This is a genomic window from Terasakiella sp. 4MB5A (assembly GCF_050058155.1).
In the GTDB taxonomy this organism is placed as follows: domain Bacteria; phylum Pseudomonadota; class Alphaproteobacteria; order Rhodospirillales; family Terasakiellaceae; genus Terasakiella; species Terasakiella halodenitrificans.
Window position 1 is genome coordinate 24,679 of the sequence record NZ_CP188815.1, and the last position, 15,127, is coordinate 39,805.

At 48.8% G+C, this 15,127-nt stretch carries 12 protein-coding genes and 1 other RNA gene; 4 read left to right on the plus strand and 9 right to left on the minus strand.

Features of this window, described 5'->3' with window-relative positions; genetic code table 11:
- Nucleotides 1-111 precede the first annotated feature (111 nt).
- Both gltB and ACI0FF_RS00125 read right to left on the minus strand, forming a co-directional pair.
- Nucleotides 112-4,629, minus strand: coding sequence for a glutamate synthase large subunit (gene gltB / locus ACI0FF_RS00120; RefSeq protein ID WP_419798145.1), 4,518 nt, complete (start codon nt 4,627-4,629; stop codon nt 112-114).
- A 20-nt stretch (nt 4,630-4,649) separates the two neighbouring features.
- Nucleotides 4,650-6,086 carry an NAD(P)-dependent oxidoreductase gene (locus ACI0FF_RS00125; RefSeq protein ID WP_419798146.1) on the minus strand — a complete coding sequence of 479 codons (1,437 nt, stop codon included), beginning with the start codon at nt 6,084-6,086 and terminating at the stop codon, nt 4,650-4,652.
- A gap of 338 nt (nt 6,087-6,424) precedes the next feature.
- Here ACI0FF_RS00125 and ACI0FF_RS00130 point away from each other — a divergent pair, with 338 nt between their 5' ends.
- Nucleotides 6,425-7,225, plus strand: a complete 801-nt coding sequence (locus ACI0FF_RS00130; protein WP_419798147.1) for an undecaprenyl-diphosphate phosphatase — start codon at nt 6,425-6,427, stop codon at nt 7,223-7,225.
- A 42-nt stretch (nt 7,226-7,267) separates the two neighbouring features.
- Here the strand turns inward: ACI0FF_RS00130 and ffs are convergent.
- Nucleotides 7,268-7,367, minus strand: an RNA gene (gene ffs, locus ACI0FF_RS00135) — signal recognition particle sRNA small type.
- An 88-nt stretch (nt 7,368-7,455) separates the two neighbouring features.
- On the opposite strand from ffs, the gene ACI0FF_RS00140 reads away from it, so the two are divergent.
- Nucleotides 7,456-7,791: a hypothetical protein gene (locus tag ACI0FF_RS00140; RefSeq protein ID WP_419798148.1), complete on the plus strand. Its 336-nt coding sequence runs from the start codon at nt 7,456-7,458 to the stop codon at nt 7,789-7,791.
- A gap of 25 nt (nt 7,792-7,816) precedes the next feature.
- Nucleotides 7,817-8,740, plus strand: a complete 924-nt coding sequence (gene nudC / locus ACI0FF_RS00145) for an NAD(+) diphosphatase (RefSeq protein ID WP_419798149.1) — start codon at nt 7,817-7,819, stop codon at nt 8,738-8,740.
- A 3-nt stretch (nt 8,741-8,743) separates the two neighbouring features.
- On the opposite strand, the gene ACI0FF_RS00150 is transcribed toward nudC, so the two are convergent.
- Entirely contained in the window at nt 8,744-9,643 is a 900-nt protein-coding gene (locus ACI0FF_RS00150; protein ID WP_419798150.1) for a LysR family transcriptional regulator, read from the minus strand.
- Nucleotides 9,644-9,766: 123 nt separating this feature from the next.
- Here ACI0FF_RS00150 and ACI0FF_RS00155 point away from each other — a divergent pair, with 123 nt between their 5' ends.
- Nucleotides 9,767-10,702 (plus strand): DMT family transporter, encoded by a 936-nt coding sequence (locus tag ACI0FF_RS00155; protein ID WP_419798151.1) that lies wholly within the window; start codon nt 9,767-9,769, stop codon nt 10,700-10,702.
- 35 nt (nt 10,703-10,737) lie between these two features.
- On the opposite strand, the gene ACI0FF_RS00160 is transcribed toward ACI0FF_RS00155, so the two are convergent.
- From ACI0FF_RS00160 to ACI0FF_RS00180, 5 genes are read right to left on the minus strand one after another with little or no spacing between them, the layout of a single operon-like run.
- A complete protein-coding gene (locus ACI0FF_RS00160; RefSeq protein WP_419798152.1) occupies nt 10,738-11,091 on the minus strand; it encodes a YdbL family protein in 354 nt (117 codons plus the stop codon).
- Nucleotides 11,091-11,312: a YnbE family lipoprotein gene (locus tag ACI0FF_RS00165; protein WP_419798153.1), complete on the minus strand. Its 222-nt coding sequence runs from the start codon at nt 11,310-11,312 to the stop codon at nt 11,091-11,093. Before ACI0FF_RS00165 ends, ACI0FF_RS00160 begins: the two co-directional genes overlap by 1 nt.
- The gene (locus ACI0FF_RS00170) at nt 11,309-13,468 is read right to left on the minus strand and encodes an intermembrane phospholipid transport protein YdbH family protein (RefSeq protein ID WP_419798154.1); all 2,160 of its coding nucleotides are present in this window, start codon (nt 13,466-13,468) and stop codon (nt 11,309-11,311) included. Before ACI0FF_RS00170 ends, ACI0FF_RS00165 begins: the two co-directional genes overlap by 4 nt.
- A complete protein-coding gene (locus ACI0FF_RS00175; RefSeq protein WP_419798155.1) occupies nt 13,468-14,139 on the minus strand; it encodes a nucleotidyltransferase family protein in 672 nt (223 codons plus the stop codon). The genes ACI0FF_RS00170 and ACI0FF_RS00175 overlap by 1 nt, the downstream gene beginning before the upstream one ends.
- A gap of 51 nt (nt 14,140-14,190) precedes the next feature.
- Nucleotides 14,191-15,078 (minus strand): DMT family transporter, encoded by an 888-nt coding sequence (locus ACI0FF_RS00180; protein ID WP_419798156.1) that lies wholly within the window; start codon nt 15,076-15,078, stop codon nt 14,191-14,193.
- Nucleotides 15,079-15,127: the final 49 nt, after the last annotated feature.

A 15,127-nucleotide genomic window follows, 5' to 3' on the forward strand; every position in this document is an offset into this window, starting at 1 on the left:
ATGTAACTTGAGCCTCTGCTCGCACATATGTGCGAATTCTAGAGCAAATCCCGAGCAGGTTGACACAACCTGCAACGACGTATTTGCGTTAAATAAAATGCTCTATATGGATCAGGCCGTCTTTTTAATAGCTGCCTCCTTGGTAACTGCAATGTCGAGCTTGTCGATCATTTCCTTAGGCACCACTTGCCAGATCTTGCCTTTCTCCATTTCCCAATCCTGCAGAATTTGTTCTGCATACTGAGAATGTGTTTCTTTCACGTATTCACGGATCAAACCTTTCAAAAGGTTTTCATAGTGATCGACTTCAATACGTTGCCAAATCACGTTATCCGGGTTCACACGATGTTCAAATGTACCGTCTTCGTCGTAAACAAAGGCCATGCCGCCTGTGAAACCAGCGCCAAAGTTCGCCCCGACTTCCCCCAGAACAACCACGGTGCCGCCGGTCATATATTCACAACCGTTTGACCCGATACCTTCAACCACTGCCGTCGCACCGGAGTTACGAACCGCAAAGCGTTCCCCGCCCTGACCAGAAGCAAACAACTTACCAGCCGTTGCGCCATACAGGCAGGTGTTACCGACAATGGTGTTTTCGTTCGATTTCAGCGGGCTGGATACCATCGGGCGCACAACAATCGTCCCGCCAGACAGACCTTTACCCACATAATCGTTGGCATCACCAAAGATTTCCAGCTTCAAGCCCTGCACTGTGAAGGCCCCCAGCGAGTTACCGGCAGAACCGCGCATACGAACGGTCAGGTGGTCCGGCTCCAACCCGGTCATGCCGTACTTACGGGTAATGATCGAGCTGGTGCGTGTTCCCACAGAACGGTGCGTGTTTTTGACCGTGTAGAAAAGCTGCATCTTCTCGCCGCCTTCCAAGGCATTCTTGGCATCCTTGATGATTTGCGCATCCAGCGTATCCGGTACAGGGTTACGTTCTGTCAATGTGCAGAAACGTGGTGTATCGCCTGTATCGGCCTGCGCCAGAAGCGGGTTCAAATCAAGATCATCAAGATTTTCACGACCACGACCAACCTGCGTCAACAGATCAGATCGACCGATGACGTCTTCCAGCTTTTCATATCCAAGCGACGCAAGAATTTCAGTGACTTCTTCGGCAATGAACGTAAACAGGTTGACCACCTTGGCCGCAGAACCGGTAAATTTCTTACGCAGTTCAGGATCTTGTGTACAAACGCCGACCGGACAGGTGTTGGAATGACACTGACGAACCATAATACAGCCCATCGCAATCAACGATGTTGTGCCGATGCCGAATTCCTCAGCCCCCAACATGGCGGCAATCACCACGTCACGACCTGTACGGAAACCGCCATCTGTGCGCAGCTTCACACGGTGGCGCAGCTTGTTCAACGTCAGAACCTGATTGACTTCAGACAGGCCCATTTCCCATGGCAAACCGGCATATTTAATGGAAGACTGCGGCGATGCACCCGTCCCGCCATCATAACCGGAAATGTGGATGGTATCCGCACCCGCCTTGGCAACACCGGCTGCAATCGTCCCGACACCGGAACGGGCAACCAGTTTCACACACACACGTGCAATCGGGTTGATTTGTTTCAAGTCATAAATCAACTGCGCCAAATCTTCGATGGAATAAATATCGTGATGCGGCGGCGGTGAAATCAGGGTCACACCCGGTGTGGAGTGACGCAGCTTGGCAATTTCAAGCGTTACCTTGAAGCCCGGCAGCTGTCCGCCTTCACCTGGTTTTGCCCCTTGGGCCACCTTGATTTCCAACTCCTGACAGTTGTTCAGATATTCCGCTGTCACACCGAAACGACCAGATGCCACCTGCTTCACCGCAGAGTTCGCATTGTCACCGTTTTTACGCGGTGTGAAACGTTCGCGATCTTCCCCACCTTCACCGGAGTTGGATTTCGCACCGATCCGGTTCATGGCAATGGCCAGTGTTTCATGTGCTTCACGCGACAAGGCACCGATTGAAATCGCCGGCGCACACAAACGACGACGAATTTCCGTGATCGATTCCACTTTGTCCGTAGAAATGCTGTCCCGATCAGATTGGAAATCCAATAAATCACGCAGCATCATCGGTTTGCGGCCGTTCACCCCATTGGCATATTCACGATAGGTGGAATAGCTTTCGGTCGCCACAGCTTCCTGCAGCTTATGGATCAACAACGGATCGTGGGCGTGACGCTCACCATCAGCACGGTAACGATAAAAACCGCCTTGCGGTAAAGGTGTGGCTTCGGAATATGCCTTTTCATGCATTTCCAGAATTTTATCTTCCAGACCTTTGATCCCGATACCGGAAATCCGTGAGGTCATACCCGGGAAGAAATCCGCCACAACAGAACGCGACAATCCAACCGATTCAAACGCATAACCACCGCGATAAGAACTGATAACACCGATGCCCATTTTAGACATGGTTTTCAGCAAGCCCTTGTTGATGGCTTTCTTATAATTTTCCACCGCTTTTTCAAACGGCAGATCACCATAAATACCTTTGGCATGTTGAACGGCAATCGCTTCTTCGGTCATATAAGCGTTAACAGTGGTTGCACCGACGCCGATTAAAACCGCAAAATACTGTACATCCAACGCTTCGGCAGAACGCACGTTCACAGAAGTAAAGGTCCGCAATTGTTGACGTACCAGATAACTGTGCACACCACCGGCAGCCAAAATCATCGGGATCGGCGCTTTGTCCTTACCAGTATGTTCATCAGTCAGGATGATATGTTTTTTCCCACCACGAACCGACATTTCCGCTTCGTGGCGGATGCGTTCGATGGCTTCGCGCAGGGTTTCTTTACCCGGCTTGAACGTACAATCAATTTCAACCGCATCTTCGCCCAAATAGTTTTTCAAGGCGTGGAATTCTGTAGAGGTCAGGAACGGTGATTCCAACTGAACAACCTGACACTGATCCGGGCTTTCATCCAACACGTTGCCCAAGTTAGACAAACGCGTGCGCAAAGACATCACGCGGGTTTCGCGCAAACTGTCAATCGGCGGATTCGTCACTTGCGAAAACGCCTGACGGAAGAAGTGATGCAAGCCACGGTATTTATCAGACAAGACAGCCTGCGGCGTATCATCGCCCATAGAACCTGTGGCTTCCTGACCGGTTTCCACCATCGGGCGCAGGATCAATTCGAAATCTTCCTGCGTGAAGCCGTATAATTGCTGATGTTGCATCAGGATATCTTCCGGCCACGGGCAAGGTTTGGGGGAATCTGCCTTGATGATTTGGTCAACTTTGACAATATTGTCCACCCATTTGCCATAAGGCTGACGGGCCGCTGTCCAGTCTTTAAGCTCGCGGTCATGGAAGAATTTACCTTCATGTAAATCTACACCGATCATACCACCGGGGCGCACATGGCCTTTTTCAACGACTTTGGACTCATCAATTTCAGACATGCCGGTTTCAGAACCAACCAGCAAAATACCATCACCTGTGATGGAATAACGCAGCGGACGCAGGCCGTTACGGTCTAGGCCCGCAACAATCCAGCGACCATCCGTTCCACAAATCGCAGCCGGGCCGTCCCACGGTTCCATAACCGAGTTACAATAGGCAAACAGGTCTTCATGTTCTTTCGGCATCAAGGCGTTTTGACCGATGGACTCAGGAACCATCAGGGCTTTTACCGCCGGCGCCGGACGTCCTGCACGAACCAGAATTTCCCAAACCGCATCAAGGGCCGCAGAGTCAGAAGACCCATTGGCAACCAACGGCTTCACATCTTCGATATGCGCGCCAAATACAGGCGACGCCATGCAGGTTTCGTGTGCTTTCGTCCAGTTTTGGTTCCCGGTAATTGTGTTGATCTCACCGTTATGCGCAATCATGCGGAACGGTTGCGCCAACCGCCATTGCGGGAACGTGTTGGTCGAATAACGCTGGTGATAAATCGCAAAGTTGGAAACGAAAAGTTCGTCATTCAAATCCGGGTAGAATTCGGTAATCTCACCCGCCATGAACATGCCTTTATAAATGACACTGCGACAAGACAGGGAACAGAAATAAAATTCTGTCAGATTTTCCGCCAAACATTTGTTCTCAATCCGGCGACGAATGACATAAAGATCATTTTCAAAATCATCATTGGTTTTACCAAGGGTATTGGCAATCATGATCTGTTCGATTTCCGGACGCGTTGCGTTGGCTTTTTCACCGATGACTTCAATATTTACCGGAACCTGACGCCATCCATAAATGCGATAGCCATATTTCAGAACTTCGGCTTCAACAATACAACGACACCGTTCCTGCGCACCGAAATCAGTTTTCGGCATGAAAACCTGACCAACCGCCAAGGCTCCTTCTTCCGGCTCATGACCCGTGCGGCGAATATGGCGTTTGAAAAATTCCTGCGGGATCTGCACATGGATACCAGCGCCATCACCTGTTTTACCATCGGCATCAACAGCCCCACGGTGATCCAGTGCGCGCGTTGCCTGAAAGGCGTGACGCAGAACTTCACGATTTGGTTTTCCATCAATAGAAGCCACCAAACCGACACCGCAGTTTGCCGTTTCGAAAGAGGGATCATACATGCCGTTTTCAGCTAGAAAACGGGCGTTGCGTTGATATTCTGATACGTAATTATTGGTCATTTTCTCTCTCTCGCCTCCTATTATTCAGCTGCGTTTGCGCGCGCTTGTGTACGGAGGTATTTATGAATGGCATCGGATGCGTCACGGGCGTCTTTAATACAGCTGACAACCAAAGATGCACCGCGTTCGATATCACCGGCGGCAAAAACGCCATCCAGATTGGACATCCACGTTTTTTTATTTACTTCCACTGTGCCCCAGCGGCTTACGGCCAAATCAGGTTCACCAAACAACGTGGGGATATCTTCCGGCTCAAAACCCAATGCTTCAATCACAATATCAGCATCCAGTTCAAATTCAGACCCGGCAATTTCCTTAACGCTTTGACGACCAGACGCATCGGCAAATCCTAAATGCATGGAAACAGCTTCAACTTTTTGAACTTTGCCCAAACCTTTGAAAGATTTCGGTGCAGACAGCCATTGGAAGTTTACGCCTTCTTTTTCAGCATTTTCCACTTCACGCTGTGACCCCGGCATATTGGCACGGTCACGACGATAAAGACAGGTCACAGACTTGGCACCTTGACGAACAGATGTACGTACACAGTCCATCGCCGTATCACCACCACCGATGACAACAACATTTTTGCCTTCCGCGTTCAACGTACCGTTTTCAAATGCCTCAACCTTATCACCAAAGCCTTTTTTGTTGCTGGCTGTCAGAAAATACATCGCCGGGAAAATATTTTCCAGATCCGCACCTGGTGCCTCTAGTTTACGGCCGGCATAAACACCCACGGCGATCAAAACGGCATCATGTTTGGCGCGAAGTTCTTTCAAAGACGCATCGTTGCCCACTTCAAAATTCATATGGAAAGTGACCCCGCCGTCTTCCAACAATTTGGCACGACGTTCCACCACATCTTTTTCCAGTTTGAAACCCGGAATACCATAAACCATCAAACCACCAACGCGGTCATGACGATCATAGACATGGACCTCATATCCTTTACGGCGCAAACGATCAGCGGCGGCCATACCTGCGGGACCAGCCCCGATAATACCAACGCTTTGACCCAGTTCTTTCAACGGTTGCGGCGGCTTGACCCAACCTTGTTCCCAGGCATTATCAGTAATGAATTTTTCAATCGCACCGATGGTAACCGCATTATGGTCAGACTGTTCCAACACACAGAGGCCTTCACACAGACGGTCCTGCGGACAGATCCGTCCACAAATTTCTGGCAGGGTATTGGTTTCCTGTGACGTATGATACGCATCTTCCAGACGGCCCGCAGCCACAAGGCGCAACCAGTCAGGAATATTATTATTCACAGGGCAAGCCACAGAACAATAAGGAATACCGCATTGTTCACAGCGTGATGCTTGTTCCTGTGCTTTTTCGATGGTGAAGCGCGCATAAATCTCGTTGAAATCTTTTTTGCGTTCTTCAGCAGTGCGTTTGTCCGGGTAGTTTTGCCCGATATTGACGAACTGCATCATTTTTTCAGCCATCAGTCTCTCCAATCCCTCGTTTTCGGGTTAGTCTTTTTTCCTTGTCAGAGCTGCCTTTAATTTAGACATCCCCATGCCAAACCCCTCACATTAAGGAGCCCGGATGCATGGTATGCGATAAAATAACGCAGATTTCAAGGAAAAAAATAAATATAGGTCAGCTTTACTGACTTATATGTTAAAAAATATGAGGCGGCGGCCCCTTTCGTCCCCCTCGCCGAAACCTTGCTTTTCATCATTTTGTACCATAATGGTACTATTTTTTAGTTTTGGGCCTCGAATCCAGACGTGTTATACAGGGTTGAACAACAAGCAAAATACCTCTCTTGGGGGAAAACGTGACTGAACTTCACATACTCGTTCTCGCACTCGTGCAGGGAATCACAGAATTTCTACCTATCAGTTCTTCTGGTCATTTGGTTTTAGTCCCCGTTTTTGGTGACTGGCCCGACCAAGGGTTGCTCATGGATGTTGCCGTCCATGTCGGCACATTAGGGGCTGTAATGATTTATTTCTGGCGCGACATCTGGCATATGCTGCGCGGCGTGATCCGCTTTTCCAAAGGTCGGCGCGACCCAGGTGCCAAACTTGCCGCACTGGTCGTACTTGCAACTTTGCCTGTTCTCGCAGCAGGTTATTTCCTCAATGAATACATTGGAGACGAATATCGCACCGTTGAAGTTATCGGCTGGACTACGCTTGGATTCGGTTTTCTTCTATATGTTGCTGATAAAATCGGCCTGACAATCCGTCGAGTCGAACATACAACCGCCGTTGATGCGCTTCTTATTGGTTTGGCACAATGCCTTGCCCTTATCCCGGGCACATCACGTTCCGGTATCACAATCACCGCAGCACGTTTTTTAGGGTATGAGCGCGTCGATGCGGCCCGTTTTTCCATGTTAATGTCCATTCCCGCCATTTTAGGGGCCGGTACATTAAAAGGGCTGGAGTTGTATCAAAGCGGTAATGCCCAACTGACAAACGACGCCCTGACTGCCGCTGGACTATCCTGCATTGCTGCCTTGATCGCCATTGCGATTATGATGGCATGGTTACGCAAAGCATCTTTTACACCGTTTTTCATCTATCGCATGATTTTGGGGTCTGGTTTGCTTTACTACGCCTACTATATGTAAGAGGCGATATTTCCAGTAGATTATATTGGAAAATCAAGCAAGAGGTGAGAGGTTGAATACGACCCGAGCCGAAAACTCGTTACGGCTGCTTCCTTCCGGACCTGACCGGGTTGGCGAGGAGCTCGTCCGCACCAACCTCTCAAGCGCGGTTTCTATACCCTGTTGGCATTGACTTCAAGGGAAATCTGAACCTACCATACCCATTACGTCAAAAAACAAGGTCAAATAAAATGGTCGACGCCGTCGAAATCTATATTTGCAAGCCTGGACAGAAGATCGAAGACGGGCAAATGGTTATGTCCAACGATATCGATTGTAAGGAAGCTGCACAGGAAGACGCAGAAAAACGCTGCAAAATCATTCCATCCATTGAACGCATTGTTTACTACGATATCAGCGGTGGCGGGTTTAAAGTGCTCCATTCCTATACAAACCCCAATGTCGTAAAATCCGGTGCTAAACGTCACCCACGCCCTTTAGGTGGTCAAGTGCCCGTAAAAAAGAAGAAAAAACCAGCCCCACCGCAAGGCGTGTGGGCCAAGATAAAAAAATCTCTCGGGTTATAAACCGTTTTTCCAAACAGGACACTTTATGAAACTGACCTCTGACGATCTTTTTTACACCACAGGTGAGCTTGACCGCCAAGCGCACCTGCGCACAGACCCTGTCTGGCTTGAAGAGGCCTTCCATAAACCCGACTCCTCTTTTTTGATCCTGCATCAAGACCGCAATCTCTTTACCCATATTAACGACATTTATCGCCCCGCCCTTTTAACAAAAGAAACCATTACAGGTTGGTTGCAAAAAAATCCGCCATGGGCCTATCTCGGACATGCAAAAGGGAAAGATTATTTTGTTCTGGATCTTTCTCTCTTTCCCGAAAATGACATTCTAACGCCGCTAGGCACCCAATTTGTTTTTGAAGATTTACGCCGGGCCGGACCAATTGCGGAACGCGAACAAGCCGCACGGTGCGCCTACGCCCGTGGTTTGATGTTTTGGCACAAACGCCATCAATTTTGCGGACATTGCGGACATCCCAGCCATATGGAACAAGCCGGGCATGTCCGGCGATGCAGCAATGCAGACTGTGCACTCGAACATTTCCCCCGTACCGACCCAGCCGTGATTATGTTGGTACATGATGATGAAAAATGTTTATTAGCCACCCATCAACGCATTAAATCGGGGATGTATTCCACACTGGCCGGATTTGTTGAACCGGGGGAAACACTGGAACAAGCTGTCAAACGCGAAGTTATGGAAGAAACCGGCATTCAAGTTGGTGCTGTCGAATATGCCGGATCCCAACCCTGGCCCTTTCCAACTTCCCTGATGTTAGGCTTCTATGCCACGGCAGAAACTTATGACATCAATATTGACCCAAACGAACTCAGTGATGCCCAATGGTTTACCCGCGACGACCTGCTGGCCTTCCGCAACATCGGCAAACTGTTACCAAGCCGGGATAGTATTGCACGCAATATGATTGAAGCCTGGTTGAAAAGCACTTAAGACCTAAGCCCCAAACATATCACTCGCAATATCGGTAATAACATCTGCCATGGCATGCGCTGCCCGTGTCAGAGGATAATCGCGTGACCAAACCAGACTGCACACCCGTTCTATATCGGGGTTCATGATGGGAATCGCGATTAATCGACCGGCATCAATATGATTTTTACAGGCTTCAAACGACAAAATCGTACAGCCCAATCCACGACAAACCAGTTCCATTTGTACAGCCAGCGATTCTGCTTCCACCACCACATTCAGGCGTTTATCAATTTTCCTTGCCGCTTGTTCCAGCACATCTCGCAACCCATGTTTTGGACCCGGTAAAATAAAGGGATGAGACAGACAATCGGCATAATCAATCATTTCCACACCCCGCCAGTGTTCATGCGGCGTGGTAATAAAAAACAATCTTTCCGACCATAAAGGTTGGCTGCGCAGGGCCGGGCTCACGTTCCCTTCAAATAAAATTCCAATATCCAGACGGCCATTCAGCAAACTTTCCTGCAAAGCCCCGCTTAACAGTTGGGTCACCCGTAATTTCACATTGGGATATTCACGATGAAAACGTTCGACGACAGGACCAGCCAGCACGCTGCCCACACTTGGGGGTAAGCCGAGGCGAACCCGACCATGCAATTCACCGGCAAAGGCCGTCATATCCATGCGCAGGCGTTCTATTTCTTCGATCAACAAACGCGCGCGCGGCAACATTTTTTCACCGGCCTCGCTTAATCTGACCCCCCGCCCAGTGCGAATAAACAAAGGACTGCCGCTGTCTTCTTCCAATAAACGGATTTGGCGACTCAGGGCGGGTTGGGTCACATTCAACCGTTTCGCCGCTTCAGAAAATGATCCCGTTTCCGCCACATTCAAAAAAATACGCAGTTGCTTAATATCCATCACGACCCAGATATAACAAAATTTAATATCTTTTAGTATATTATTGAAATTGGATTATGTCACGACAAGGCGTATCTAAACTATATTATAGTTACAAGCCCCCCAGTACAGGACAGTACGATCATGTCAGATCAACAGACCGAACCCGTTGCTATCTTTTTTGTCTTTATGGCAACCATTGCGCTTTCGTTTAAAGGCGTTTTCGCAAAGTTTGCTTATATGGCGGGTATCTCAGTCGACTCGCTTCTCCTGCTGCGTTTTTTTATTGCGGTCCCCTTATTCTGGCTCGGCGTTTATATGTTGGCCCGCAGGTCCACGCCTTTAAGCTGGGCGCAGTGGAAATCCTGTAGCTTTGCCGGGTTAATGTTCTTTTTTGCCACCTATTGTGATTTTACAGCCATTGAAAAGATCGGCGTCAGTGTTTCCCGGCTGATTTTGTTCACATTCCCCATGCTGGTCATGTTAATCAACGCATTTTTGAATAAAAAGGCCCCAAGTGCGCATCAATGGTTTGTGTTTGTAACCACATATTCCGGCATTGCCCTTGTTATGGCCCCAAATGGATTGGCAGGTTTTGAAAATTTTGACTGGATGGGCGCTGGATGGGCGATGGGATCGGCCTTCACATACGCCCTTTATCTGATTGCCAGCCAACAAATTATGAAGACATTGGGTTCCGTTCGCTTCACGGCGGCATCCGGCACCATTACCTTGGGCGTTATGCTGGTTGTCATCCCCCTGAGTACCGACCTCAACAATCTGACTTTCCCACTTGAAGGTGTGTTGTGGGGTTCCGTCATTGCCACCTTATGTACTGTCTTGCCCTTCTTCATGTTGTTTGAAGGCATTAAACGATGCGGGGCAACTCAAGCCAGCTTGATTACCCTGACTGGTCCGATCTTAACTGTTATTGCCGCATGGTTGATTTTAGGGGAAACCCTGAACGGCATTCAAATTTTGGGTGCTGCGATTACAATTGCCGGAGTTGCCAGTTTAAAAGGTTCTTGGCTCATTGAATATGTGCGCAAACTTTTAGTTCGCCCGAAAGCCGTCTTATAAACCAGATCGGCAAGAACCAAAAAAAGGTCACTGCCTTATTTTTGTCGCCATGACCCGTCCGCAGACAGCAACCACGTTCCTGCTGGGGCTTTTTCAATAATTTTTGCGGCATAGACCTGACCGACTTGAGCCGCAGAAATCCCTTGTTGCTTGGCACGGTCCTGATAAATAGTGCGGCGCTTGGCGTTAATATCATCCACAATAGCTTTCACAGATTGCGCACGTGCACGCGCATAGCCATCAAAGGCTTCGCCCATTTGACCACTGGCACGTAAATCATCCAAAGACTGCGCCTGTGCCTGCCCCATGCCGACAAGCAAAAAACCACCCAACAGGATGACAAGAACGGACAGCTTCCAGAAACGGTTCGCTTTTACGAGTGCAGACATTAGAAGACCTCCGGATTTTCTTTGATATCGTTGGTAGCGGTTTTTTCCAGTTTCAAACGAACATCAGCATCCAGCTTGATATTCAGATTGATGGTAATCGGTTCCGACGGTGCAGCGACTTGTACCGTCGGGGTACAAGCATTCAGCCCCAGCAGTGCAGCAAGGCAAAGCCCGCCCAAAGAATGACGATGGATCATCACGTCGGCCTCTCGTTTAATCATTGTTCATTCCCAACGGTAGCGCGAATTGCCCGGTCTGACAAGCGATAGCCTTCCAGCACCGTTCCAAGAATACGATCCAGATTGGCTTCCAGATTAATATTGAGGTTAAAGGGCCGCGCGTTCATCACCTCAGGGTTTTTTCCTTCAATTTTTAAATTAAGAATCGCATTTTGCCCGGCGCGTTGGTTAATCCGCAGAGAAAGACGTTCATAGTGAAAATTAGTCAAGACATTCAGCAACAATTCCACCTGTTCGCCTGCACCTGCCAACGCTTGGCGGGCTTTTTGTGATTCAAAATGTAACGTCCCGCCACCAACACTTTCCAACAAACCATCCTGCACATTAATTTCTTGGCCTTTCAACCGGATCGGCAGTTGCCCGCTCAACTGACCTGTGCCACTTAAACCATCCAAAGCGATCAGACGGAAAAGCCGGCCTAATTCAATTTTCTTCAAGTTCAAAACAACATCATGTTTGTCTGTATCTGTTTCAAATACAGTTTCGTCAATATGCGCCGTTCCCCCCATAATCCCGGTCTGAAAGTCGTGCATATAAAATTTCTGCCCCTCTAGCGTAAACACCAGACGGGGGTGATCCAACTTTACAGCACTGTCAACTTCCCCAATTGTGACGACTTGTTGCGGTTTGGTTCGGAGCGGCCAGATATTATCAATCACCAAATCAGTCGTTATATCACGTACCTGGACCGTATCGGTTTCAAACGACATCTTCGCAACCGATATATCCGCCCAACCCGATAATTGTTCCCCGACCACATCCAAACGAGAAAAGGCAGAAAATTTACCGCTGACACGACTTAACAAAGCAAAAAGCGGGCTGATATCACTTGGCTTTAACCCGGCAGGCGAAAAATCAAGAACGGGAACACGGACATCCATTTGCCCCCGGCGGGCCGGAACATCATAATCCCCTTTCCCCGTAAGAATCCGTACAGGGGTCGATTTATCCAGCATGACCGCGCCCTCAAAAGAAAGTTGCCCATCTTCGTGTAAACGGGCCTTGCTTTGGATATACAGGGGATGAAACAGCGCCGGTGTCGATTGATGGCGCAGTGATAGTTTTGTGATATCAAGCATCCCACTTTGCGTTAATGGAAACACGGTAAAACCAACCCCGCCTGCAACCACCACCGTAGGTTCTTTTTCAGATGGGATCGCAAAACGGGCCTGCTTAACCGCAAGATCACCCGTTAATTTTGCCGCCTCATCCTGCCACTCTAACTGCGCGGATAATCCAAGCGTTGCATCCAGTTTTTGCGGCAACTCTGCCAAAGGACTGAGATCATCCGGTTGCATGCCTGTGGGGGAAAATGTGATATCACCAACTTTGACATCTGCCTGAACCAGACGATTAACCAGATCGGCCTGCCCCTCCATATCCATCACAACAGCTTTATCCTTGTCTGATATATTCAAGGAAAATACCGCCCTTTGTGCAACTACCTGAAACCGCCCATCCCCTGTGACCATAAAGGGACGTAGCAACATATCTTTTTGACGATCCAGAAAACGGGCCTGTTTAACCTTGAACAAAATCGCCTCGGCATCCTTCACTAAAGAAAGATCAAGGGATATATCCTGCATCTCAAAGGCCTGATAGCCGCCTTTTCCTGTTACCTGCAATTCACCTGATAAATCCGGGGATATCTTTCCACTTAATTGAAGATTAAGCGATATATCCTCTTTTTTACCTGCAATTACCGCATCAGTAATGATTATTTCTGGAAGTATGATATTTGTTTCTGAAGCCGTCGCATTTCCTTGCAGCAATGTTTGAAGGTACCCCAAAAAACCTGTGTCCGGGGCACTGACATCCACGGCAACACCGGACAAAATCACCTTGTCAATACGGCTCTTCAACACGTTAACAAGGGAATATTCAACCTTCACCTGTTTTAAAGAGACATCCGGTCCAAGGTGAACATCGTGTAATTCAAAACCAGTAAAATCCAAGCGGTCAATCTTGAGACGATGCCCTTTCAGTCCCAGTTGTTGTGCCGCTTTTTCAACCGCCCAGTAGGCCAGTTCAATGCGCTGTACATAGCCCAACACGCCTGTGCCCGTCAGGACAAGAAATAAGACAACAACAAACCACAAGCCCCATCGTTTTGCGGGCGCTTTCTTCTGTTCCCCCATTATTTCCACGCATGCACGGTAAGATTTGGCCAGATATTTTTCCAGCGTTTGGTTTTTGCCTCGTAAATATCGGGGAATTCCAACGCATGATTAGGGCGCACGATCATACGTAACAGATTTTCAAACCCAAAAGGCGCGTCATAGGAAATGCGCGACCCGCCACGCCCTTGCAACGCAATCGCCTGAACCTTGGATGGATAATAATGTAAAGATTCGCAAGCATGGGTCAGTTCCGGGTAAGGTTGCCCGAATTTCGGTTCATACCATAAATGCACGCGTGACTGATTTTTCACCTGAATTTTAATATCCAGATCGCTGTATAGTGCCTGCACACGCAAGGCGACGACCTCTTCAGCTTCCCGGCTTTGATCGGGGTCGAAATAAATGAGGTCATAATCCAGAATATCCGCACACGGATTGCGCCCTTCCACCACATTCCACACCGTCTGGAACAAACAACCTGATACCAGCCAGCAATCGGTTGCATTCAACATATGCATACGTTCAAGAATGATCTTGTTATAGGGGTTCATCTGCACAAGCTTGATCAGGGTATCTGCATTGCGTGCCACATCATATCGCGGCAGATTATCGGCAAAAAGCGGGGCATCTTTCCCTTGATTGGAAAGTTTACGGCGATAACGATTGACGATATGGCCCTTGCGACGCATCCACCTGTCCTCATGATGATCGACAAAGGATATCAAATTCATCCGATAAAATCAGCCGCTTTTACGTTTCATGTTACTGACAAAAATGCCGACAAAGATAATACCAAGCGCACTGAGCATTTCCGGCGGGACAGCCTCACCCAAAGTCAACGCCGCAATCGCGATACCAAAAACCGGCACCAGATAATTATTTAACGCAAGGAAACTGACCCCACTGCTGTTAATAACCTGCAACAACAAGATATTAGCCAGTGCCGTCGGAAACAGACCGAGATAGACAATCGACACGATTTCCATCAATTGCGGTTCCACCTGCCACGGCTGTTCAAGCAACAAGGCCATCGGGGCCATCATCAAGGTCGCAATCGACATGGATCCGGCTGCCACCACCATAAACGGCATATGTGATAAACGCCGGGCGACCAGTGAGGCCCCACCGTAACACAAAGCTGCCGACACAATCGCACCCTGACTGATGACATCTTGCCCCAGCCCATAAAGAACACTTGGCCCCACCAGAACCAACAGGCCACTAAATCCAATAAAAACACCCGCCACCATATAAGGTGTGAGTTTTTCATCATCGGTAAAGAAATGGGCCATAATCGGCACACTAAGCGGGATGGTGGACATCAAAACCGCCGTCATGCCGCTATCAACATTATGTTCGCCCCAGCTAATCAGGAAAAACGGGGCCGCATTACCCAAAATCGCCAGCCAGAACAAATGAACCCAGACCGTGCGTTCGCGCGGGAATTGTTCACGTCGCCACAGGGCAAGACTACACAAAACAACCGCCGCCAAGGTGATCCGTCCAGCCGCAATCGTCAGCGGGCCAAATGCCCCCAATGCAATTTTAATAAAAGTAAAACTGGACCCCCACATCATCGCCAAAACGACAAGCATGATAAAGGCCGTCACCGATAACGACTTTGCCATAAAGCAGACTTCCAAAATATAAATAGCCCCTGCCTTGGACAGGGGCTAT

Excerpts from the sequence above, each read along its gene's own strand:
- gltB (WP_419798145.1), bottom strand. The coding sequence starts at position 4,629 with ATGACCAATAATTACGTATCAGAATATCAACGCAACGCCCGTTTTCTA.
- ACI0FF_RS00125 (WP_419798146.1), bottom strand. The coding sequence starts at position 6,086 with ATGGCTGAAAAAATGATGCAGTTCGTCAATATCGGGCAAAACTACCCG.
- ACI0FF_RS00140 (WP_419798148.1), top strand. The coding sequence starts at position 7,456 with ATGGTCGACGCCGTCGAAATCTATATTTGCAAGCCTGGACAGAAGATC.
- nudC (WP_419798149.1), top strand. The coding sequence starts at position 7,817 with ATGAAACTGACCTCTGACGATCTTTTTTACACCACAGGTGAGCTTGAC.
- ACI0FF_RS00150 (WP_419798150.1), bottom strand. The coding sequence starts at position 9,643 with ATGGATATTAAGCAACTGCGTATTTTTTTGAATGTGGCGGAAACGGGA.
- ACI0FF_RS00155 (WP_419798151.1), top strand. The coding sequence starts at position 9,767 with ATGTCAGATCAACAGACCGAACCCGTTGCTATCTTTTTTGTCTTTATG.
- ACI0FF_RS00160 (WP_419798152.1), bottom strand. The coding sequence starts at position 11,091 with ATGTCTGCACTCGTAAAAGCGAACCGTTTCTGGAAGCTGTCCGTTCTT.
- ACI0FF_RS00165 (WP_419798153.1), bottom strand. The coding sequence starts at position 11,312 with ATGATTAAACGAGAGGCCGACGTGATGATCCATCGTCATTCTTTGGGC.
- ACI0FF_RS00170 (WP_419798154.1), bottom strand. The coding sequence starts at position 13,468 with ATGGGGGAACAGAAGAAAGCGCCCGCAAAACGATGGGGCTTGTGGTTT.
- ACI0FF_RS00175 (WP_419798155.1), bottom strand. The coding sequence starts at position 14,139 with ATGCGTCGCAAGGGCCATATCGTCAATCGTTATCGCCGTAAACTTTCC.
- ACI0FF_RS00180 (WP_419798156.1), bottom strand. The coding sequence starts at position 15,078 with ATGGCAAAGTCGTTATCGGTGACGGCCTTTATCATGCTTGTCGTTTTG.